The 20,133-nt window shown below is 74.0% G+C and carries 25 protein-coding genes and 1 tRNA gene; 17 read left to right on the forward strand and 9 right to left on the reverse strand.

Features of this window, described 5'->3' with window-relative positions; genetic code table 11:
- Positions 1-7: 7 nt before the first annotated feature.
- Complete coding sequence (locus OG218_RS12850) at positions 8-832, reverse strand: SDR family NAD(P)-dependent oxidoreductase (protein ID WP_328293615.1); 825 nt, start codon at positions 830-832, stop codon at positions 8-10.
- Positions 833-963: 131 nt separating this feature from the next.
- On the opposite strand from OG218_RS12850, the gene OG218_RS12855 reads away from it, so the two are divergent.
- From OG218_RS12855 to OG218_RS12870, 4 genes are all read left to right on the forward strand, one after another.
- Entirely contained in the window at positions 964-1,497 is a 534-nt protein-coding gene (locus OG218_RS12855; RefSeq protein ID WP_328293616.1) for a TetR/AcrR family transcriptional regulator, read from the forward strand.
- A gap of 180 nt (positions 1,498-1,677) precedes the next feature.
- Complete coding sequence (locus OG218_RS12860) at positions 1,678-2,703, forward strand: carbon-nitrogen hydrolase family protein (protein WP_328293617.1); 1,026 nt, start codon at positions 1,678-1,680, stop codon at positions 2,701-2,703.
- Positions 2,704-2,807: 104 nt separating this feature from the next.
- On the forward strand, positions 2,808-3,215 hold the full coding sequence (locus tag OG218_RS12865) for a YciI family protein (RefSeq protein ID WP_328293618.1): 408 nt from the start codon (positions 2,808-2,810) through the stop codon (positions 3,213-3,215).
- Positions 3,216-3,223: 8 nt separating this feature from the next.
- On the forward strand, positions 3,224-4,369 hold the full coding sequence (locus tag OG218_RS12870; protein ID WP_328293619.1) for an RNA polymerase sigma factor: 1,146 nt from the start codon (positions 3,224-3,226) through the stop codon (positions 4,367-4,369).
- On the opposite strand, the gene OG218_RS12875 is transcribed toward OG218_RS12870, so the two are convergent.
- Together OG218_RS12875 and OG218_RS12880 are read right to left on the reverse strand one after the other, a co-directional pair.
- Positions 4,347-4,823 carry a hypothetical protein gene (locus tag OG218_RS12875; protein ID WP_328293620.1) on the reverse strand — a complete coding sequence of 159 codons (477 nt, stop codon included), beginning with the start codon at positions 4,821-4,823 and terminating at the stop codon, positions 4,347-4,349. The genes OG218_RS12870 and OG218_RS12875 overlap by 23 nt on opposite strands.
- Positions 4,814-5,386 (reverse strand): RNA polymerase sigma factor, encoded by a 573-nt coding sequence (locus OG218_RS12880; protein WP_328293621.1) that lies wholly within the window; start codon positions 5,384-5,386, stop codon positions 4,814-4,816. The genes OG218_RS12875 and OG218_RS12880 overlap by 10 nt, the downstream gene beginning before the upstream one ends.
- Before the next feature lie 174 nt (positions 5,387-5,560).
- Between OG218_RS12880 and OG218_RS12885 the strand changes: the two genes are divergently transcribed.
- The 9 genes from OG218_RS12885 (at position 5,561) to OG218_RS12925 (ending at position 9,690) form a co-directional block, all read left to right on the forward strand.
- On the forward strand, positions 5,561-6,043 hold the full coding sequence (locus OG218_RS12885; RefSeq protein ID WP_328293622.1) for an Asp23/Gls24 family envelope stress response protein: 483 nt from the start codon (positions 5,561-5,563) through the stop codon (positions 6,041-6,043).
- On the forward strand, positions 6,040-6,348 hold the full coding sequence (locus OG218_RS12890) for a hypothetical protein (RefSeq protein ID WP_328293623.1): 309 nt from the start codon (positions 6,040-6,042) through the stop codon (positions 6,346-6,348). The genes OG218_RS12885 and OG218_RS12890 overlap by 4 nt, the downstream gene beginning before the upstream one ends.
- Before the next feature lie 32 nt (positions 6,349-6,380).
- On the forward strand, positions 6,381-6,557 hold the full coding sequence (locus OG218_RS12895) for a DUF2273 domain-containing protein (RefSeq protein WP_328293624.1): 177 nt from the start codon (positions 6,381-6,383) through the stop codon (positions 6,555-6,557).
- Complete coding sequence (locus OG218_RS12900) at positions 6,550-6,960, forward strand: Asp23/Gls24 family envelope stress response protein (protein WP_328293625.1); 411 nt, start codon at positions 6,550-6,552, stop codon at positions 6,958-6,960. The genes OG218_RS12895 and OG218_RS12900 overlap by 8 nt, the downstream gene beginning before the upstream one ends.
- Entirely contained in the window at positions 6,957-7,496 is a 540-nt protein-coding gene (locus OG218_RS12905; RefSeq protein WP_328293626.1) for a DUF6286 domain-containing protein, read from the forward strand. The genes OG218_RS12900 and OG218_RS12905 overlap by 4 nt, the downstream gene beginning before the upstream one ends.
- The gene (locus tag OG218_RS12910; protein ID WP_328293627.1) at positions 7,493-8,056 is read left to right on the forward strand and encodes a hypothetical protein; all 564 of its coding nucleotides are present in this window, start codon (positions 7,493-7,495) and stop codon (positions 8,054-8,056) included. The genes OG218_RS12905 and OG218_RS12910 overlap by 4 nt, the downstream gene beginning before the upstream one ends.
- A gap of 127 nt (positions 8,057-8,183) precedes the next feature.
- Positions 8,184-9,155, forward strand: coding sequence for a glycoside hydrolase family 6 protein (locus tag OG218_RS12915; protein ID WP_328293628.1), 972 nt, complete (start codon positions 8,184-8,186; stop codon positions 9,153-9,155).
- A 17-nt stretch (positions 9,156-9,172) separates the two neighbouring features.
- Positions 9,173-9,245: transfer RNA gene (locus tag OG218_RS12920), tRNA-Gly, on the forward strand.
- 31 nt (positions 9,246-9,276) lie between these two features.
- Positions 9,277-9,690, forward strand: coding sequence for a hypothetical protein (locus OG218_RS12925; RefSeq protein WP_328293629.1), 414 nt, complete (start codon positions 9,277-9,279; stop codon positions 9,688-9,690).
- Here OG218_RS12925 and OG218_RS12930 read toward each other — a convergent pair.
- On the reverse strand, positions 9,677-11,737 hold the full coding sequence (locus tag OG218_RS12930) for a SpoIIE family protein phosphatase (RefSeq protein ID WP_328293630.1): 2,061 nt from the start codon (positions 11,735-11,737) through the stop codon (positions 9,677-9,679). The genes OG218_RS12925 and OG218_RS12930 overlap by 14 nt on opposite strands.
- A 20-nt stretch (positions 11,738-11,757) precedes the next feature.
- Positions 11,758-12,243, reverse strand: a complete 486-nt coding sequence (soxR, locus tag OG218_RS12935) for a redox-sensitive transcriptional activator SoxR (protein ID WP_328293631.1) — start codon at positions 12,241-12,243, stop codon at positions 11,758-11,760.
- A 62-nt stretch (positions 12,244-12,305) separates the two neighbouring features.
- Here soxR and OG218_RS12940 point away from each other — a divergent pair, with 62 nt between their 5' ends.
- Together OG218_RS12940 and OG218_RS12945 are read left to right on the forward strand one after the other, a co-directional pair.
- The gene (locus OG218_RS12940) at positions 12,306-12,974 is read left to right on the forward strand and encodes a VOC family protein (RefSeq protein WP_328293632.1); all 669 of its coding nucleotides are present in this window, start codon (positions 12,306-12,308) and stop codon (positions 12,972-12,974) included.
- A 30-nt stretch (positions 12,975-13,004) separates the two neighbouring features.
- Positions 13,005-14,045, forward strand: coding sequence for an LLM class flavin-dependent oxidoreductase (locus OG218_RS12945; RefSeq protein WP_328293633.1), 1,041 nt, complete (start codon positions 13,005-13,007; stop codon positions 14,043-14,045).
- Positions 14,046-14,101: 56 nt separating this feature from the next.
- On the opposite strand, the gene OG218_RS12950 is transcribed toward OG218_RS12945, so the two are convergent.
- From OG218_RS12950 to OG218_RS12965, 4 genes are read right to left on the reverse strand one after another with little or no spacing between them, the layout of a single operon-like run.
- The gene (locus OG218_RS12950) at positions 14,102-14,383 is read right to left on the reverse strand and encodes a DUF3618 domain-containing protein (protein WP_328293634.1); all 282 of its coding nucleotides are present in this window, start codon (positions 14,381-14,383) and stop codon (positions 14,102-14,104) included.
- Positions 14,380-14,844, reverse strand: a complete 465-nt coding sequence (locus tag OG218_RS12955; RefSeq protein WP_328293635.1) for a phage holin family protein — start codon at positions 14,842-14,844, stop codon at positions 14,380-14,382. Before OG218_RS12955 ends, OG218_RS12950 begins: the two co-directional genes overlap by 4 nt.
- Positions 14,845-14,887: 43 nt before the next feature.
- The gene (pruA, locus tag OG218_RS12960; RefSeq protein WP_328293636.1) at positions 14,888-16,522 is read right to left on the reverse strand and encodes an L-glutamate gamma-semialdehyde dehydrogenase; all 1,635 of its coding nucleotides are present in this window, start codon (positions 16,520-16,522) and stop codon (positions 14,888-14,890) included.
- A gap of 24 nt (positions 16,523-16,546) precedes the next feature.
- Positions 16,547-17,467, reverse strand: a complete 921-nt coding sequence (locus tag OG218_RS12965) for a proline dehydrogenase family protein (RefSeq protein ID WP_328293637.1) — start codon at positions 17,465-17,467, stop codon at positions 16,547-16,549.
- An 89-nt stretch (positions 17,468-17,556) separates the two neighbouring features.
- On the opposite strand from OG218_RS12965, the gene OG218_RS12970 reads away from it, so the two are divergent.
- Entirely contained in the window at positions 17,557-18,651 is a 1,095-nt protein-coding gene (locus OG218_RS12970; protein ID WP_328293638.1) for a PucR family transcriptional regulator, read from the forward strand.
- A gap of 250 nt (positions 18,652-18,901) precedes the next feature.
- A complete protein-coding gene (locus tag OG218_RS12975) occupies positions 18,902-20,125 on the forward strand; it encodes an MFS transporter (RefSeq protein WP_328293639.1) in 1,224 nt (407 codons plus the stop codon).
- Positions 20,126-20,133 lie beyond the last annotated feature (8 nt).

A 20,133-nucleotide genomic window follows, 5' to 3' on the forward strand; every position in this document is an offset into this window, starting at 1 on the left:
GGCCCGCTCAGATGGCGGACCAGCCCCCGTCGGAGGGCAGCACGACGCCGTTGACGTTGGCCGCGTCGTCGCTGAGCAGCCAGGTGATGCTCGCGGCCAGCTGCTCGGCCGTGGCCGGGGCGGGCACGATGGCCTGCATGATCGGGCCGACGACCCGCGCCGCGTGCTCGGACCTCATGGGGGCCTCGATGTTCGTGGCCACCGCCCCGGGAGCGACCGCGTTGCACCGGATGCCCTGCTTGCCGTGGAAGACGGCGACGCTCTTGGTGAGCCCGTTCACGGCGTGCTTGGAGGCGGTGTAGGCCACGCCGGAGGCCGAGGCGCGCAGGCTCGCCTCCGAGGAGACGTTGACGATCGCGCCGTGACCGGCCTCGAGCATCACCGGCAGCACCGCGCGGATCAGCCGCATCGGGGCGGTCAGGTTGACGGCGAGGACGCGGTCCCAGGTGGCGTCGTCGACCTCGGCGGGCGGCAGGAAGGCGTCCATGATGCCGGCGACGTTGGCCAGCGCGTCGATCCGGCCGCCCGCGGCGTCGACCACGGACCGCACGCCGTCCTCGCCGGTGATGTCGCCCACGACGGGGACGAGGTCCAGGTCGGGGTTCTCGGCGACCAGTGCGTCGAGGCGCTCGGCGACGACGTCCGCGGCGACGACCCGCGCGCCCTCGGCGGCCAGGCGCAGCGCCGTGGCGCGGCCGATGCCCGACCCGGCCCCGGTGACGATGGCGGTCCTCCCCGCGAAGCGTCCGGGCACGTGCGCGGGGACGGGCGCGGACGCTGCAGACTGCGGCGGGAACTCCGGGGCAGCGGCACCGGCAGGCGTGGTGGACATGGCGTCTCCTTCGACGATCGGACGTGGTGAGCACATTGAAGCACTCAGTGCATCAACCGCCCGAGGGGAGCCCACCCCCTCGGCGCAACCCCGGCCGACCCCCCGCGACGTCCGCCGCGGAGATCGCCGCCGTGGCACTGGCCCTGTTCGTCGAGCAGGGCTTCGAGGCCACGACGATGGACGACGTCGCCCGCGGGGTCGGCATCGCCCGACGGACCCTGTTCACCTACTACCCCGGCAAGAGCGCCATCGTCTGGGAAGGCCGCAAGGAGGCCGACGACGCGATCCGGGACGCCCTGGCGGCCGCTCCGGAACAGCTCACCTGGCGCGAGGCCCTGGTGCAGACGCTGCCGCGCACGCTGCGCTACCCCGGAGACGACACCGCCCTGCTGCGTCAGCGGCTCCGGGTCATCGGCGGGACGCCGTCGTTGCGGGCCCACCTCCTGGTGGAGCAGGAGGCCGCCGCCGACGTCGTCGCCGCCTTCGTCGCGCGACGTCGGGGGACCGGGGCCGACGACGTCGCCACGCAGGCGGTCGCGCGGGCCGTCCTCGCCGCGGTGTCGACGTCCCTCGTGCGGTGGGCCGGTTCCGAGGACCCCGACCCGCGGGAGGTGATGACCCGCTCCCTCGCCACCCTCCTGGGACTGGAGCGAGGAGAGCGTTGACGACCTCCCCCCGACGGGGCAGGGTGGAGGTACGGCGTGGCTCACGCCCAACCTCCTCGGCCGACCCCAGCTCGGCCCACCGCGGAGGCAAAGGGGTTCGCGCCTCGGGTCCGCTGTCGTGGTCCGTTCCGTCTCGGCCGCGTCGCTGGGGGGCACCGGTTCGAGGCGCGGAAGGCCCACGTGACAGCCCGCAAGAACTTCAAGCGCCTCGTGCGTGCGCGCGCCGCCCGCACCGGCGAGTCCTACACGGCTGCCCTGCGGCACTTCCTCCCCACCGTCGAGGAGACCACCGTGACCGACCACCACCCGTTCCGTCTCGCCGTGGGGCAGCTGCCCGTGCACGGCGACCCCACCGACGCCGCCGCCCTGCGCGACGCCGGGACCCGGATCCGCGACCTCATGCGGCGGGCCCACCGCACCGGCGCCCGGTTGCTGCACCTGCCCGAAGGGGCGACGTGCTTCCCGGACAAGCTCGTCGTGTCCAGCACCCCGGGTGCTCCCGGGCCGGCCGACTGGAGCACCACCGCGTGGGACGTCCTCCACGCCGAACTCGAGCAGACCGCTGCTCTCGCAGGCGAACTGTCGCTCTGGACGGTCCTCGGCTCGACGCACCGGCTCACCCCGCCGCTGCGTCCGCACAACAGCCTCTACGTCCTCTCCGCCGCCGGTGCGGTCCACACCCGCTACGACGAGCGGTTCATGTCGCACACGAAGACGACGTTCATGTACTCCCCCGGCCGCGAACCCGTCACCTTCGAGGTCGACGGTCGTCGCTTCGGCTGCGCCCTGGGGATCGAGTGCCACTTCCCCGAGGTGTTCGGGGAGTACGAACGGCTCGACGTGGACTGCGTGCTGTTCTCCAGCACCGGCGACGGCGCGGGGAACGCGGCGACGTTCGCGCTGGAGTGCCGGGGGCACGCTGCCACCAACGGGTTCTGGGTGAGCTTCGCCGTGCCGCCGCAGGCGGAGGCGTCGGCGAGCTCGGGGGTCGTCGCCCCCGGGGGCCGGTGGCTCGGGCAGTGCTCGCCGGACACCGACCCGGGCACCGACCTGGCCACCGACCTGGTCACCGTCGAGCTCGACGAGGGCGCCCCCGACGTCGAGGTGGCGGTGACGAAGGCGCGGCCGTGGCGCCGGGTGGCCCGGCAGGCGTCGACCGCGGATCCCGTGGACGACCCGCGCAGCCGCGAGCGCGCCGCGTTCTGAGGAGGTGCGCCACGATGTCGAGCACGATGTCGAGAACGCGGGACCGGCTCCGTCCCCGCAGTGACCGTGACCGGTGGAGGTCACGCCGACGAAGGAGACCCACGATGGCGAAGTACCGGCTGCTCAAGCACTACCGCGGCGCCCCGGCCCCGGTGAACGACGTGTCGATGGACCGGTGGACGCCGGAGGAGGTCTCGGCGCACATGACGTACATGAACGACTTCGCCGAACGCCTCGTGGGGTCGGGCGAGTTCGTCGAGGGTCAGGCCCTGGCGCCCGAGGGGGCCTGGGTCCGCTACGACGGGGAGGGGCGGCCGCCGGTCACCGACGGGCCGTTCGCCGAGACCAAGGACCTCATCGCGGGCTGGATGGTCATCGACGTCGACAGCTACGACCGCGCCGTCGAACTCGCCGGGGAACTGTCCGCGGCCCCCGGCGCGGGGGGCCGGCCGATCCACGAGTGGCTCGAGCTCCGCCCGTTCCTGGCCAACCCGACCACGACCGGGGACTGAGCGCGGCGGTGGACGAGGACCTGCTCCGGACCCTCACCCCGAGGGTGCTGACCGTCCTCGTCCGCCGCGGGGCCGACTTCGCCGCGGCCGAGGACGCGGTGCAGGAAGCGCTGGTCGAGGCGGTGCGGGTGTGGCCGTCCGAGCGCCCGCGGGACCCGGAGGGGTGGCTCGTCACGGTGGCCTGGCGCAGGTTCCTCGACGCCACCCGCGCCGAGTCCTCCCGCCGGCGGCGGGAGGAACGCCGGGACCGGGAACCCGCCACCGGCCCGACGACGTCGCGGGACGACTCGCTGCAGCTGTACTTCCTCTGCGCGCACCCGTCGCTGACCCCGAGCTCGGCGGTGGCGCTCACGCTGCGCGCCGTCGGCGGACTGACCACCCGGCAGATCGCCGCGGCCTACCTCGTCCCGGAAACGACCATGGCGCAACGCATCAGCCGTGCGAAGCGCACGGTCGCCGGGGTCCGGTTCGACACCCCCGGCGACGTGGCGACCGTGCTGCGGGTGCTGTACCTGGTGTTCAACGAGGGGTACTCCGGCGACGTCGACCTCGCCGCGGAGGCGATCCGGCTGACGCGTCGGCTCTCGCTCGCCGTCGAGCACCCCGAGGTCCGCGGGTTGCTGGCCCTGATGCTGCTGCACCACGCGCGCCGCGCCGCGCGGACCGCCCCCGACGGGTCGCTGGTGCCGCTGGCGGAGCAGGACCGCTCGCGCTGGGACACGGGCGCGATCGCCGAGGCGGTGGCGATCCTGCAGGCCGCCCTGGCCCGGGACCGCCTGGGCGAGTTCCAGGCCCAGGCCGCCATCGCCGCCCTGCACGCCGACGCGACGAGCACGGAGGCGACCGACTGGGTCCAGGTCGTGGAGTGGTACGACGAACTGCTGCGCCTCACCGACACCCCCGTCGTGCGGCTGAACCGGGCGGTCGCGCTCGGGGAGGCCGACGGGCCGCGGGCCGGGTTGGCCGCCCTCGCCGAGGTCGACGCCGCGACCCCCCGCCACGCGGCCGTGGCGGCGTTCCTGCACGAACGCGACGGCGACCTCGCGGGCGCCGCGCGGCTCTACGCCCAGGCAGCGCTCGCGGCCGGGAACCTGGCCGAGCGCGAGCACCTGATCCGCCGGGCCGCCCGGCTCAACGCTCGCCTCCGCGGCTGAGGGCCCGCGACACGTCGGCGACGTGGACGTCGACGAGCACCTGGTCCGCCTGCGGGGCCGCGTCGCCGAGGACCGTCCGGAGTCGTTGCAGCACAGCGCTTCGGACCTCGCGACCCAGCGACGGGAGGTGCACGCCGTAGCCGGCGGAGACGTCGACGACGACCGTCTCGAGGTGCTGCGCCTCGTCGGTGGCGCAGCTGATCGCGAGCGCCGAGACCCCCGTCACCGCGTCGACGGCGGGCCGCAGCTGGGTGACGAGGACGTCGCCGCTGAGCAGGAACTCGCTGAGCTCGTGGGCGCCGACGACGGGGTCGGCGGGGCGGAAGGCGCGACGGACGCGGTCGAGGACGGCGGCGCGCACGGCCACCCAGCCCGTCTCGGTGTGGGCGCGCAGCGCGGCGGTCGCGAGGGCCAACGCCTCGTCACCAGATCGCGGTTCGCGGTTCACTGCCATCCCTCCAGGGTGCTCGCCAACGCGGTGCGCGCTCGTTCGAGGAGACCACGGACCGCGGTGCTCGTCGTGCCGAGGACCTCCGCGATCTCCTCGTAGCTCAGTTCCTCGACCTCGCGCAGGATCCAGGCCGAGCGTTGTCGCGGGGGCAGCAGCTGCAGGGCCAGGTCGAGCGCCTCCCGCAGCGCGGCCGCCTCGCTGGTCCGGGCGGGGTCGGCGCGCAGGTCGCGGATCTGGTCGCGGACCTCGTCGAGCTCGACGTCGAGGACGAGGTCGTCGTTCTTGCGCCGGGAACGGCGGAACACCTCGTGGCGGCAGATGGTGAACAGCCAGGTGCGCACGGAGGAGTCGCCGCGGAAGTTCTTCAGACCGCGCCAGGCCGCGAGGAAGGTCTCCTGGACGCAGTCGTCGCTCTGGCTGCGGTCGTCGAGGAGCCGTGCGGCGTAGCGGTAGAGGGAGGGGCCGTGGCGTTCGACGAGTTCGGCGAAGGCGTCGCGGTCGCCCATGGTGGCGAGCGCGGTGAGGGTCGCGTCGTCCCTGGTCCCGTCCGTGGATCCGTCGTGCATCGACCTGCCGACCCCCTGTTCCGTCCTGCCGCATCAGAGCACGGGCGGCGCTGGACCACCCGTTGAAACCTGTGGTGCAGGTCACACTCAAGGTCGCGTGACGTTTCCCCGGCGGCTCCCTCTACCCCCTGTGAACGCGGCAACCACGCCGCGGGACGACACGAGGAGAAACCCATGACCCAGACCGCCGACCAGAAGTCGACCATCACCTCCACCGGGGCGACCGCCACCTCCACCGCTCCCTCCAGCCTGGCCTCCGCGCACGGCGTGACGACCATCGCCGACACCGTGGTCTCGAAGATCGCCGGGCTCGCCGCAAAGGACGTCTCCGGTGTCCACGCCCTCGGTGGCGGCGCCGCCCGCGCCGTCGGTGCCCTGCGCGAGCGCATCCCCGGCAGCCGCACCAACCACTCCCAGGGCGTGTCCGTCGAGGTCGGCGAGCGTCAGGCCGCCGTCGACATCGAGCTGATCGCCGAGTACGGCGTCGCCATCGCCGACCTCGCGACCGCGGTGCGCCGCAACGTCATCAACTCCGTCGAGCGCATGACCGGGCTCGAGGTCACCGAGGTCAACCTCGAGGTCTCCGACGTGCACCTGCCCGACGAGGACGACGCCGAGGAGACCCCGGTGCGCACCACCACCACGCGCGTCCAGTGACACCCGCCGATCCCAGCGACGTCCCGGAACTGGCCGACGCCCTCGCGGCCGCTGTGCTCCAGGTCCCGGGCGTCGTCCGGCTGAACGCCGGAGCGCTCGGTGAGATCGGCACCTACCTGCCGGGTCGCCGCGTCGCCGGCATCCGGCTGGGCAGCACCGAGGCACCGACCGAGGTGCACGTCGTGCTCCAGCCGGACGTGCCGCTCCGCACGGTCGCCCAGGCCGTGCACGTCGCCGCCGGTGAACTCCTCACCGCGGCGGGCGCCCGCCCCGAGGTCCGCGTCCACGTGGACGACCTCGCGTGAAAACCTCTGAAACCCCCTCGAAGGGAACTGTCATGTCCTCCTCCACCACGGGCCTGATCGCCGGCCTGCTGCTGGCCCTCATCGGCGCGACCGCCGGTTTCGGCTGGTTGCTGCTGGGCGTCCTGCTCGGTGCGATCGGTTACCTGATCGGTGCCCACCTGGAGGGGCGGGTCGACCTGACGTCGTTGCTGCCGGGCCGTCGTGGCTGACACCCTCGCGCCGGAGCGCGTCGAAGCGGGTGAGCGGGGGCGTCTCGTCGTCTCCGAGCGCGCGGTGTCCCGCATCGTCGAGGCCGCGGCCGCCGTACCGGGCACGCGACGCACCTCGAGCGCGAACCCCCGCACCGCGGCGGCGGCCGTCTCCGGCGTCGTGGACAGCGTCCTCGGGCGCTCCTACCCCGACGTCGACTGCACCGTCGCCGGTCACCGGGCCCGGGTGAAGGTCGAGGTCGCCGCCGTGTGGCCGGTGCCCGCCCCGCAGGTCGCGGCCCGCGTCCAGGCGGCGGTCACCGAGGCCCTCGACCACTACGCCGGGATGACGGTCGACGACGTGTCGGTCGTCGTCGCCACCTACGTGACCGACCAGCCCGAGACCACCAGGAGGGTGTTGTGAGCAGCTCCGAACGCGCGGCCGCCGCGCGCACCGGCTCCGGTCGCATCGGCGCCGTGGGTCCCGTCCTGGCCGTGCTGCTGCTGGCGCTGGCCGTCGTGCTGGGCCGGGAGGCCGGGATCGGCCTGGGCTGGTTCGGCGGGGGCCGCTGGCTCCCGTCCCTCGCGAAGTCCCTGGACGGTCTCGCGCCGTCCGGCGCCCTCGTCGCGGTGTGCTGCGTCGCGATCGTGCTGGGCGCGTGGCTGGTGGTGACCGGGTTCGGTCGCCGCTCCCGCCGCGCGATCTCGGTCGCCGGCGCGGCCGGGGTCCACCTCTCCACCCGTGACGTCGCCCGCCTCGCCTCCGGCGCCGCCCGTCGCTGCGACGGGGTGCTTGAGGCCAAGACCACCGCGTCGCGCAAGATCGTGTCGGTCGCGGTGCAGGCCACGTCCGCGGACGTCCGCGAGGACGTCGCCCGGGCCGTGGCGGCCCAGCTCGCCCCCCTGTCCCGCGCTCCCCGCGTCCGGGTGCGGGTCAACGCACCGGAGGTGCTGTCGTGAAACGCGGAGTCCTCGCCCTGGACCGGACGCTCGCCGTCCTCCTCGGTCTCGTCCTGCTCGCCGGTGGGGTCGCCGGGTTGGCCTGGTGGACGGGTGACCTGCTGCCCGACACCACCCTCGACACCGGCTCGATCACCTCGGCGCTCGACGCCGGGTGGTTCCCCGCGGCCTGCGGGGCGGTCGCGGTCGTCCTCGCGCTGCTGGCGCTGTGGTGGCTGCTCGCGCACCTGCCGCAGCGCAGGATCGGGGCGGTGCTGCTACCCGGTTCCGGTGGCCGGGGCACGTTCCAGGTCAACGGTGACGGTCCGACCCGGGCCGCCGCGCAGGTCCTCACGGGTGTTCCCGGGGTCCGCTCGGCCAGTGGCCGCCTCGTGCACGACCGCGGGAACCTCGTCGCGGAACTCTCGGCGACCGTCGAACCCCGCGCGGACCTCGGTGAGGTCGCCGCCGCTGCCGCGGAGATCCGTGGGCAGCTGCTCGAGGTCCTCGGCCGGCCCGACGTCGTGGGCCGGGTGCGCCTCAGCGTCGCCCGCGCCGACCGTGGGGCCCGCGTCGCCTGAGCCCACCCGTGAGGGCTGTTCGGGGGGTGAGTGAGGGCCGTGCAGGTGACGGAGAGTCACAGGGCGGGGTCGTCCGGGTCTACTGGGACCGCGGGACGGCCCCGCCGCTGTGCGTGCTGGGGGTGTCGTGGCTCGTCGTCGCACGAGCGCGCTCGGGGTGGTCGGCGGTCTGCTGGTCGCCCTGACCTGCGGGGGCGGCGGCACCGGTGAGATGACGGGACCCCTCAGCGGGCAGTCCCTGTACGCGGACCCGGACTCCTCGGCGCGGCGCCAGCTCGCGGCCTACGAGGCCGAGGGCCGGACCGGGCTCGCCGAGCAGCTCCGGCCCCTCGCGCAGGAGCCCACGGCGACCTGGTTCACCGGCGACCCGCCCCGTGCGGCGGCGCAACGGCTGACGACGGCGGCCGCGGCGACGGGGAGCCTGCCCGTCCTCGTCGCCTACGACATCCCCGACCGGGACTGCGGGTCGCAGTCCGCCGGGGGTGCCGCCGACGGGGCGGCCTACCTCGACTGGATCCGCGAACTGGCCGCCGGGATCGGGGACCGGCCCGCCATCGTCGTCCTCGAGCCGGACGCGATCCCGCTCTCGATCACCGGGTGCCCCCACCTGGACCCGCGGGCGCGCTACGGCCTGCTGCGTCAGGCCGTCGAGGTCCTCACCGCCCTGCCGCAGACCCACGTCTACCTCGACGCGGGGCACCCGGACTGGGTGCAGGACCTCCCGGTCCTGGCGGTGGCGTTGCAGGCCAGCGGGATCGACCGGGCCGCGGGCTTCTCGCTCAACGTGTCGAACTTCGAGACCACCGCCGCGAACGTCGCCTACGGTCGCCGGTTGTCGAAGCTCTCGGGCGGCGCGCACTTCGTCGTCGACACCAGCCGCAACGGCTCCGGAGCCTCCGACACGGGCGACGAGTTCGCGTGGTGCAACCCCGCCGGGGCCACGATCGGGCGGGTTCCGAGCACCTCCACGGGCGAGCGTCTCGTCGACGCGTGGCTGTGGGTGAAGCGTCCCGGGGAGTCCGACGGCGCCTGCCGACCGGGTGAACCCGCAGCCGGGGAGTGGTGGCCGGAGTACGCCCTGGCGCTTTCAGCCGTGTAGAGTCGGTGACGCACGTTGCGGACGTAGCGCAGTTGGTAGCGCATAACCTTGCCAAGGTTAGGGTCGCGAGTTCGAGTCTCGTCGTCCGCTCTCACGCAGCACAGCAGGTACGGTCCCTCTCATGAGGGGCCGTTCTGCGTTATGGACCGCCTTCCGCGCCTGGCGGAACCTGCCGGTCAGCACCCTCGCCCTCCTGTGGGCCCGCGCGCACGGCGCGACGATCGCCCTCGGCGACGACCTGTTCGTCGAGTGCTCCGGGATGCCGCGCGGGAGCTACGGCCGGGGCGGGACGACGCTCGGCAACGTCTGGTTGCACGGCGGGCTGGGCGGGCCGCAGCGACGGCGCCACGAGCTCCGCCACGCCGACCAGTACGCGCTGCTCGGCACCACCCCGTTCCTCGCCCTCTACGGCCTGAACGCGCTGGTGACCCGCAACCGCCCGCACCACAACGTCTTCGAACGCTGGGCGGGACTCGAGGACGGCGGCTACCGACACCCGCAGCGGACTCGGGACCGGGACCTCAGGACGGGATGACGGCCTCGTCGAGGGGGTCCGGGCGGACCCGCACCGCCAGGACCGCGACGTCGTCCTCGGCGTGGCCGGCGACGTGTTCCAGCACGGCGTCGCAGATCTCGGCGGGCGAGCGGTCGGCGAACCCCGCGGCGGTCTCCGCGAGCCACTGCAGGCCGTCGTCGATCGAGGCGCCGCGGCGTTCCACGAGCCCGTCGGTGTAGAGCAGGACCGTCGCGCCCGGCGGGAGGCCGTGGACGTGGTCGGCCCGGACGAACTCCGCCTCCAGGCCCAGCAGCAGGTCCGGCCGGGTCCGCAGGAGCTGGCTCGAACCGTCCGGCGAGACGACCAGCGGCGGGGGGTGGCCGGCGTTGGACCAGCGCAGCCGCCAGTCCTGCGACCCGTCGAGGGGTTCGATCGTGGCGAGCACGCCGGTCGCCAGCGCACCGACCCCGAGGTCGCGCATCGCCCGGTCCAGGGCGGCGAGCGCCGCGGCGGGCGAGACCTCCAGGGAGTAGCCGATGCCGCGCAGCAGGTTGCGGACCTGACCCATCGCGGCGGCGGCGTCCTGGTCGTGACCGGTGACGTCGCCGATGACCAGGCAGGTGGTGCCGGAGGCGGTGAGGAAGGCGTCGTGCCAGTCGCCACCGACCTGAGCGTGCTCGGCGGCGGGGAGGTAGCGGACGGCGATCTCGAGGTGCTGGGGCAGCGGCGCCGACGTCAACAGGCTGCGCTGCAACGTCTCCGCCAGGCTGCGGACGGCGGCGGCCGCCTTGCGTTCGGAGCGCAGCGCCCGGACCCGGTCCAGCGCCTGCGCGGTGGAGGCGGCGAGGGCGTTGAGGAGGTCGTCGTCCTCGGCGGTGAGGACGCGGTCCCGGCGCCAGGAGAGGCCGAGGGCGCCGACGACGCGGTCGGTCAGGCGCAGCGGCCAGGCGGCGCTCGTGCCGGGGCCGTCGTCGCGGACGACCGGTGCCCCGCCGAGGGCTCCCGCGAGCGCGGCGGCCGCGGGGTCGTCGACGTCGCCCAGGACCTGCAGGCTGCGGTCCTGGAGGACCCCGAGCACGATGCCGTCGGCCTCGAGCAGGCCGATCGCGCCGCGGCCGAGGACCTGCAGGACGTCGTGCTCGTCCTGGGCGTCGGGCATGGCCTGGGCGACGGCGACGAGACCGGCGAGGCGCCGGGCCTGCCACTGCTGCAGGTCCGCGCGGCGACGTTCGGCCTCGTAGGACGCGGCGGCGGACAGGGCGTCGCCCACGGTGGCGGCGACGAGGCGGAGGAAGTCGCGGTAGGTGGCGTCGAGGGCGATGTGGTCGCTGAGCACGGCCGCCAGGACCCCCTGGGACTCGCCCCCGAGGGCCGCCGGGATGCGGACCCAGGCGAGTCTCGGCGCACCCGGTTCGTCCTGCACGAGGACCTGGCGGGGGCTCAGCACGGACGGCGGGGGCGGCAACGTCGACTCGTGGCCGGGCAGCTGGAGGTCGACCGCCCGCAGGTCCGCGGGCAGCGTCGTCAGCACGTCCAGGGCGCGCTTCGCCAGTTCGAGCGGCGGCTGCAGCTCGGTGGCGAGGTCGCCGAGGCGGCTGAGGAGTTCGAGGCGACGGTGGTCCTGCACCTGTCGGGTGGTCTCCGCCGCGATGTCCACCACCCCGGCGATGGCCCCGCCGTCGTCGCGGACCGGGGAGTAGGAGAACGTGAAGAACGTCTCCTCCAGGAACCCGCTGCGGTCCATCATCACCGGCATGTCGGTGAACCAGACGGCGTCCCCGGTCATCGCCCGGGCGAAGAGGGGTTCCAGCTCCGCCCAGGTCTCGGCGAAGACCTCGCGGACGGGGCGTCCCAGCGCGGGGTGCTTGCGGCCGATCGTGTCGGCGTAGACCTGGTTGTAGAGCATCGTGAGGTCGGGGCCCCAGGCGATGAGGACCGGGAACCGCGTCTCGAGCGCCAGCTCGAGGGCTCGGCGAAGGGTGCGGGGCCACTCGTCCGGCGTCCCCAGGGTCGTCGCGGACCAGTCGACGGCCTCGTAGGCCGACCGCAGGTCTGCCGCGGAGCCGAAGGGCAGACTGAACACCACCCTGGCAATGTAACGGCGATCTAGGGCCCGGGTTCCCTCCCGAGCTTCGCCGGGCCGTGCTCGGCGTCGCGCAACCAGCGCGAGCCGCTGCCCTCGTCGCGGGCGGCGTCGTGGGGGTTGAACAAGGTGCAGCGGGTCAGCGAGAGGCACCCGCAGCCGATGCACCCGGTCAGCGACGTGCGCAGGGCCTGCAGCTCCCGGATGCGGGCGTCGAGGAGCCGCTGCCAGACCTCCCCGACCCGCGACCACTCCCGGGCGGAGGGGGCCCGGTCGGACGGCAGGGTGTCGAGGGCCTCGCCGATGTCGGCCAGGGAGAGGCCGACGCGCTGTCCGGCGGCGATGACGGCGAGGCGCCGCAGGACGTGACGGGGGAAGCGGCGTCGCCCCCCGGCGTCGCGGACCGGGCTGAGCAGCCCGCGTTCCTCGTAGTAGCGCAACGCGGGGACGCTGAGTCCGGCGCGTTCGGCCACGGTGCCGATGCTCAGCAGGTCGTCTCGCACGCTCACCCGGGCAGCATCCGGCACGAGGGGGTTGACCTCAAGCTCGCTTGAGCTGGTGACGTGTCGGCGTGCGCATCGACCACGTGCAGTTCCCCGTGCCGGACGTCTCCGCCGGCACCGCCTTCTTCCGCGACGTGCTGGGCCTGCCCGTCGACGGGGGGCTCGTCCAGGTCGGCCGGAGCCGGTTGCGGCTGGTTCCCGCCGCCGACGCGGTCCCCGCGACGCAGCACCTGGCGTTCTCGGTGCCGGGCGACGCGGGCCGCGCGGCGCACGACTGGCTGGCGCAGCGGGTGGAGCTCCTCGGCCACGACGGGCAGGACCTGTTCGAGGCGCCACCGTCCTGGGACGCCTGCTCCAGCTACTTCCTCGGCGCCGACGGGACCGTCCTGGAACTGATCGCGCGTCGGCGACGGCCGGAACGTCTCGGCGGCGACGACTTCGGGCCCGGGCACCTGCTGGCGATCAGCGAGGTGGGGATCCCGGTGGCGTCGGTGGCGGAGGCCCGGCGGCGACTGGCGCGCGAGGTGGGGGCGGCGCCGTTCGGGGGTCCGGGGTCGGAGACGTTCAGCGCCGTCGGCGACGACGACGGGCTGCTGGTGCTCGTCACGCCCGGTCGGGCCTGGTTCCCGACGCGGGACCACCTGGCCCGGCCGTCGCGACTGGTGGTGGACCTGTCCGGGACGCGGGGTCGCGGTGAGCTGGTGCTCGACGGCGGCACGCTCGTGCGGTATGATTGAGCCTTCAAGCACTTTACCTGGAGGCAAGTCGTGGAGATCGGCGTCAGCGCGTTCGCGGAGACCACCGAGCACCCGGAGACGGGCGCCCTGCTCAGCCACGCGGAACGGCTGCGCGAGATCGTCGAGGAGATCGAGGTCGCCGACCAGGTCGGCCTCGACGTCTACGGCCTCGGCGAGCACCACCGTCCCGACTACGCCGCGTCCGCCCCCGCCGTCGTGCTGGCCGCGGCGGCCACCCGGACCACGCGGATCCGGCTCTCCAGCGCCGTCACCGTGCTGAGCTCCGAGGACCCCGTCCGGGTGTTCCAGCAGTTCGCGACCCTCGACGGGCTCTCGAACGGCCGCGCCGAGATCATGGCCGGCCGCGGGTCCTTCATCGAGTCGTTCCCGCTGTTCGGCTACGACCTCGAGGACTACGACGACCTCTACGCCGAGAAGCTCGACCTCCTGCTGAGGATCCGCGAGAACCCCGAACGCGTGAACTGGTCCGGCGGGAGGTTCCGGGCCGACGTCCCCGGCCTCGGCGTGTACCCGCTACCCGTGCAGCAGCCGCTGCCGGTGTGGATCGCGGTCGGCGGGAACCCGCAGTCCGTCGTGCGCGCGGGAACCCTCGGCCTGCCGCTGGCCATCGCCATCATCGGCGGGATGCCCGAGCAGTTCGCGCCGCTGGCCGACCTCTACCGCGAAGCGGGCGCCCGGGCCGGCCACGACCCGTCGACGCTGCGGATCGCGACCCACTCCCACGGGTTCGTGGCCCCGACGACGCAGCAGGCCACCGACGTGCACTTCAAGCCCTACCAGGCCGTCATGAACGGACTCGGCCGTGAGCGCGGCTGGAACCACTTCTCCCGCACCAGCTACGAGGCGGCCCGCAGCCGCCGTGGCGCCCTGCTCGTCGGGTCGCCGGAGGAGGTCGCGGAGAAGATCGTGAAGCAGCACGAACAGCTCGGGATCGACCGGTTCATGCTGCACGTCAGCGCCGGGACGATGCCGCACGCCGACGTCCTGCGGGCCATCGAACTGCTGGGCACCGAGGTCGCCCCCCTGGTCCGCAAGGCCCTCGCCCCCTGACCCGTGATCCCGCTGGGAGACCCAGCGGGATCACGGGTGGGGTCGTGTCCACGAGGTCAGCGCTTGCGCACGACCAACCACACGGCCAGCGCAGTGACCACCACGATGCCGGCGATCAGCACACCGCTCTGCTGAGCGCCGGAGCCGGGGGCGCCGGCGCTGACCTCGTGGACCTTCGCCTTGACGTCCTCGACCTTGGCGCTCGCCTGCGCCTTCACGTCGGCCTTGGCCGCGAGCGCGTCCGCGGTGGAGGCCAGGCGGGCGCGGGTCTCGGCGATGTCGCGCTCGAGCCCCGCGCGGTCGGTCGGGACGGCACTGTTCGGGAGGCTGTCGCTCATCGCTGGAACCCTTCCTTCACGGCGTTGACGTCCTGCTTGACGCTGTCCACCGTCGCCTGCGGAAGCGCCGGGGTGACCTGCTGGAACTCCTTGCGGCCCACCAGGGCCAGGGCGCCGGCGACGAGGAACAGCACGACCCCGACGATCAGGGCCGCGAGCCAGGCGCTCACCACCATCGCCAGCGCCAGGATCGCGGTGGTCACGAGGGCACCGAAGCCGAAGAAGGCCAGCAGGCCCGCCCCCGAGAACATCCCGAGGCCGAGACCCGCCTTCTTGCCCTTCTCGGTCAGCTCGACCTTGGCGAGCGCGACCTCGTCACGGACGAGGTGGGACACCTGTTCGGTCAGCTGACCGATCAGCTGCCCGACGGTCTCGTCCGCGCGCGTCGGGGACTGGACCGGTCCCGGTCCGTGCGAGACGCTCAGGTCGTCGCTCCGGGTGGACCCCGTGGGTTGGCTCATGCCCCATGACTACCCGTGTTCGGCCCGGACGACACCCCGAAGCTCACCGCATGTGCGGGTACACGTGGTCCGTCGGCGCCACGAACGTCTCCTTGAGGGCCCGCGGACTGGTCCAGCGCTGCAGGTTGAGGATCGAACCCGCCTTGTCGTTGGTGCCCGAGGCCCGGGAACCACCGAAGGGCTGCTGGCCGACGACCGCGCCGGTCGGCTTGTCGTTGACGTAGAAGTTGCCCGCGGTGAAGCGCAGCGCCTCGGAGGCGTGGGCCACGGCGGCGCGGTCGGTCGCGATGACCGAACCGGTCAACCCGTAGGGGGAACCCGCGTCGACCGTCCGCAGCGTCTCCTCCCAGGCCCCGGGGCGCGCGTCGTCGAACACGTGGACGGCGAGGACCGGACCGAAGTACTCCGTGCAGAACGCGTCGTCGGTGGGGTCCTGCCCCAGGACGACGGTGGGGCGGACGAAGTAGCCCTCGGAGTCGTCGTAGGTCCCGCCGGCGGCGACGGTCAGGCCGGGTGTCGCCTTCGCGCGCTCGATCGCGGCGACGTTCTTCGCGTAGCTGCGGGCGTCGATGACGGCACCGCCGAAGTTCGAGAGGTCGCTGACGTCGCCGAAGCGCAGCGAGTCGACCTTGGCGAGGAACTCCTCCCCCATGACGTCCCAGACCGACTGCGGGACGAAGGCGCGGGACGCGGCGGAGCACTTCTGCCCCTGGTACTCGAAGGCGCCGAGCAGCATGGCGTTGGACAGGATCGCCGGGTCGGCCGAGGGGTGGGCGAGCACGAAGTCCTTGCCCCCGGTCTCACCGACGAGTCGCGGGTAGGTGCGGTAGTTCGCGATGTTCTCGCCCACCGCACGCCACAGGTGCTGGAACGTCGCCGTGGACCCCGTGAAGTGGATCCCGGCGAGGTCGCGGTCCGCGAGGACGACCTCGGAGACGTCCCGGCCGTCACCGGTGAGCAGGTTGATCACCCCCGGGGGGAGTCCCGCGGCCTCCAGCAGCTTGAGCGTCCACCACGCCGAGAGCGTCTGCGTCGGGGAGGGTTTCCAGACGACGGTGTTGCCCATGAGCGCGGGGGCGGTCGGCAGGTTCCCCGCGATGGCGGTGAAGTTGAACGGGGTGATCGCGTAGACGAACCCCTCGAGCGGACGGTGGTCCATCCGGTTCCAGACGCCGGGGGAACTGACCGGCTGCTCCGCGAGCAGCCGGCGCCCGAAGGAGACGTTCCAGCGCCAGAAGTCGACGAGTTCGCAGGGCGCGTCGATCTCGGCCTGCTGCGCGGTCTTGGACTGCCCGAGCATCGTCGCGGCCGCGATCTTCTCGCGCCACGGACCGGAGAGCAGGTCGGCCGCGCGCAGGAACACCGCGGCGCGGTCGTCGTAGTCCATCGCGGCCCACGCCGGACCGGCCGCCAGCGCCGCGTCCACCGCCTGCCGGGCCTGTTCCCTGGTGGCCGTCCCGAACGTCCCGAGGACGCTCGCGTGCCGGTGCGGCTGCACGACGTCGACCTTCTCGCCGCCGCCGAGGACGGACTTCCCCCCGATGGTCTGGGTGAGTTCCACGGGGTTGCCCGCCTGCTCGGCGAGGGACTCCAGCAGCAGCTTCCGCTCGGGGCTGCCGGGGGCGTAGCCGTGGATCGGTTCGTTGCGGGGGGCGGGGACGTCGGTCACGGAGTGCACGTCTGGTTTCCTTCCGGGCCGGGGTCAGCCGGCGACGAGGGAGCGGGCGAAGAAGGCGAGGTTCGCGGGTCGTTCGGCGAGGCGACGGGAGAAGTAGCCGTACCAGTCGGTGCCGTAGGGCACGTAGACGCGGACGGTGTGCCCGGCCCGCGCGAGGCGGAGCTGCTCCCCGGACCGGATGCCGTAGAGCATCTGGAACTCGGCGGTCCCCTCGGGACGGCCCCGCAGGAGCGACTCGGCGAGATTCACGAGGCGCAGGTCGTGGGTGGCGATCATCGGGTAGGCACCGCCGTCGAGCAGGACCTTCAGGGAGCGGACGTAGGCCTTGTCGACGTCGGCCTTCGCCGGGTACGCGACCTCGGGGGGTTCGTTGTAGGCGCCCTTGACGAGGCGGACCCGGGAACCGGGCACGGCGAGGTCGCGGGCGTCGCCCTCGGTGCGGCGCAGCATGGCCTGCAGGACGCAGCCGGTGCGGGGGAAGTCCTGGCGCAGGGCGCGCACGGTCTCGAGGGTGTCGTCGACGCGGGTGTGGTCCTCCATGTCGACGGTGACGTCGACACCGTGGGCGCGGGCGAGCTCGGCGAGGGCGTGGGCCCGTTCGGTGGCCGCTCGCGGACCGGTCGGACCGAGGCCCTGACCGAGCGCGGAGAGCTTGATCGAGATCTCGTTGCCCGCGGCCAACCCCTCGGCCGCGAGGCGTTCGACGACGTCGCGGTACCCCGCGACGGTCTCGTCGGCCTGGCTCGCCTCGGTGATGTCCTCCCCGAGGCGGTCGAGGCTGACGGCGATGCCGTCGCCGTGCAGGGCGCGCACCGCCGCGGTGGCGGCGGCGACGTCGTCACCGGCGATGAAGCGGGCGACGACGGGGCGGCTGAGGCTGCTGCCGGTCACCAGGGACCGCACGCCGCGGTTGCCGGCGACGCCGAGGAGGAGTTGTCCGAACACACCTCGACGCTAGGACCCCACGGGCTCCGGGGCCACTGACGATCGTCAGACCTTCGACCGTTCTCGTCGTACAGGTGGATGATGGCCGGGTGAACCCGGCCGACCAGCTCCAGGACCTCGTCGACTCCGTCGCGGAGCAGACGGGGGCGCCGGTGACCCTGGAGGACCGGGACCTGCTGCTGGTGGCCTCCTCCGGTCACGACGAGGTCATCGACGACGTGCGCCGCAGCTCGATCCTGCGCCGGCGCTCCGACCCGGTCGTGCAGCAGCTGTTCGCGGGCTTCGGCATCGCCCGGGCGACCGGGCCGCTGCGCATCCCGGGCGACCCCGACGCCGGGCGCCTCCCCCGGTGGTGCGTACCGGTGCGCTGGCGCGGCGTGACCTACGGCTACCTGTGGCTGCTGGACCCGCACGAACGGGTGCGGGCCACCCACCTGGAGCGGGTCCGGGACGCCCTCGACCTCGTCGCGGCGCACCTCGCGACCCGGGCCCGCGCCGCCGACCGCACCACGTGGGCCGTCGGGGAACTGCTGTCCAGCGACGCGGGCTCGCGGGCCCAGGCCGTGGAGGAGCTGCAGCGCGACGGGCTGCTGCCCCCGGTCGTGACCGTCGTGGCCCTCGCCCCCGCCGACGGCGGCCCGACCGGGACGGTCAACGGGTGGCTGCTGCCCCGCTCCGTGCTCGTGTCGGCGGTCGGGCACCGCGCGGCGCTGGTCGTCCCCGGAACGCTCGACGGGGCGGGGATCGCGGCGCGCGCGGCGGGCGCGCTGTCGTCCCAGCACCCCGCGGGGGTCGCCGTCGGGGTCTCCGGGATCGTCAACGCGACCCAGGCGCACACCGGGTGGCAGCAGGCCGACGCCGCGCTGCGCTCCGGGGGCGCTGGAGTGCGCGAGTGGGAACGGCTGGGGGCGTTGCGGCTCCACGCGCTCGCCGACCCGGTCGCGCTGTCCACCGTCGTGCGCGACGAACGGGCCGTGCGGTTGTTCGCCACCGAACCGGAGCTGGTGGAGACGGCCCGGACCTACCTCGACCTGGCCGGCAGCGCGCAGCGCACGGCCGCCGCGCTGTCGATCCACCGCCAGACCCTCTACCACCGGTTGCGGCGGATCGCGGCGGTCAGCGGGTACGACCTGGACGACGGGCGGGACCGGTTGGCGCTGCACCTGGCGCTGGTGCTCGGGTGAGCGGTCGCGACGTCGCACCCACCGGTGTCACCACGTGGGTTGAGGTCTGGGTGCGCCGATCGTGGCGTCCTCACGACCGGTTCGTCCCACCGACGGCTCACTCCACGACGGTGCCGGCGCGCTGCTCGGTTAGCGTGGAGGCGTGATCACGCTCCAGGGATAGGTCGGGCTCGCCGCACGAGCCATCCGACCCCCGTCGGGACGACCGGCCACGCCGGCGTTCCGGCCTGCCCTGAGGGAGATCTCCCCCGTGTCCCACCCCGAACGGGTGGCGGACCGTCGCACGCTCCTGGCCCTGCCCGGAGTGCCGCTGGTGTTCGTCGCCTCGAGTCTCGTCCGGCTGTCCTACGCCACCCTCGTCCTGTCCCTGCTGCTGACGGTCCAGACCGCCACCGGCTCCTACGCGGTGGCCGGCACCGCGCTCGGCGCGTACGGCGTCACCGGGTTCGCCATGCCGCTGAAGTCCCGGTTCCTCGACCGGCGCGGAGCCCGCCGGGTGCTCCCGTGGATGAGCGTCGGCTTCGCCGTGGCCGTGCTGTCGCTGACCCGCACGTCCTCACCGGTCCTGTGCTGCGCGGCCGCCGTCGCCGCGGGCGTGGCCGCCCCGCCCGTCGGGCCCACGGTCCGGGCCGCGTGGGCCCGGCTCACGCCCCGACCGCCCGCCCGGCAGCGGGCCTACGCCCTGGACGCCGTCGTGGAGTCGGCGCTGTTCGCCGTCGGTCCGGTGGTGGCCAGCGCGACGGCGGTGACCCTCGGACCGGCGGGGGCGCTCGCCGTCACCGCCGGGACCCACGTGCTGGGGTCGATGCTGATGTCCCGTTCTCCCCTGCTGACCCGGGTCGCGGCGCCCGCTGCGACCACCGCCCGGCCGTCACGCACCCGGAACCTCCTGGGCCCGCTGACCCGGCCGGGGTACGCCGTCCTGCTGCTCTTCACGTTCGGCACCGGACTCGCGAACGACCCCCTCGAGGTCGCCGTCGTCGCACGCGGACAAGAAGGTTCCGCCGTGACCGCGGGGCTGCTGCTGGCGGTGCTGTCGATCTCGGCGGCGGTCTCCGGTCTCACGTGGGGTCACGTCGTCGGCCGCTGGTTCCCGCTGCGGCGGGCGGCGGACTGGACGGTGCTGGCCGTCCTGGCGACGGTGACCGCGCTCGCGGCAGTCGTCGCGGCCCTCGGGTCCGGGTCGGTGCTCCTCGTGGTGGCCCTGATCGTGGTGGGTTCCGCCGGCGCGCCCCTCGCGGTCGTCACCTACACCGCCGCCGACCGGTTGGGCGGGCAGGACGGTGGTTCGGAGGCGACGAGCTGGGTGAACGCCGCGACCAACCTCGGGGCGTCCCTCGGCACCGCGGGTGCGGGTCTCCTCGTGGAGTCCGGTGGGAGCGCGGACGCGTTCCGGGCGGCCGCCGTGGTCGCGGGGGTCGCCGGTGCGGGGGCCTGGGTACGCCGCGCACGGGAGCGTCGGCGCGGGGTTTGACACCGGCA

This window comes from Kineococcus sp. NBC_00420, assembly GCF_036021035.1.
GTDB lineage: Bacteria > Actinomycetota > Actinomycetes > Actinomycetales > Kineococcaceae > Kineococcus.

Excerpts from the sequence above, each read along its gene's own strand:
- OG218_RS12880 (WP_328293621.1), bottom strand. The coding sequence starts at position 5,386 with ATGCACGACGGATCCACGGACGGGACCAGGGACGACGCGACCCTCACC.
- OG218_RS12950 (WP_328293634.1), bottom strand. The coding sequence starts at position 14,383 with ATGAGCGACAGCCTCCCGAACAGTGCCGTCCCGACCGACCGCGCGGGG.
- OG218_RS12955 (WP_328293635.1), bottom strand. The coding sequence starts at position 14,844 with ATGAGCCAACCCACGGGGTCCACCCGGAGCGACGACCTGAGCGTCTCG.
- OG218_RS12895 (WP_328293624.1), top strand. The coding sequence starts at position 6,381 with ATGTCCTCCTCCACCACGGGCCTGATCGCCGGCCTGCTGCTGGCCCTC.
- OG218_RS12865 (WP_328293618.1), top strand. The coding sequence starts at position 2,808 with ATGGCGAAGTACCGGCTGCTCAAGCACTACCGCGGCGCCCCGGCCCCG.
- OG218_RS12850 (WP_328293615.1), bottom strand. The coding sequence starts at position 832 with ATGTCCACCACGCCTGCCGGTGCCGCTGCCCCGGAGTTCCCGCCGCAG.
- OG218_RS12885 (WP_328293622.1), top strand. The coding sequence starts at position 5,561 with ATGACCCAGACCGCCGACCAGAAGTCGACCATCACCTCCACCGGGGCG.
- OG218_RS12925 (WP_328293629.1), top strand. The coding sequence starts at position 9,277 with ATGAGGGGCCGTTCTGCGTTATGGACCGCCTTCCGCGCCTGGCGGAAC.
- OG218_RS12875 (WP_328293620.1), bottom strand. The coding sequence starts at position 4,823 with ATGGCAGTGAACCGCGAACCGCGATCTGGTGACGAGGCGTTGGCCCTC.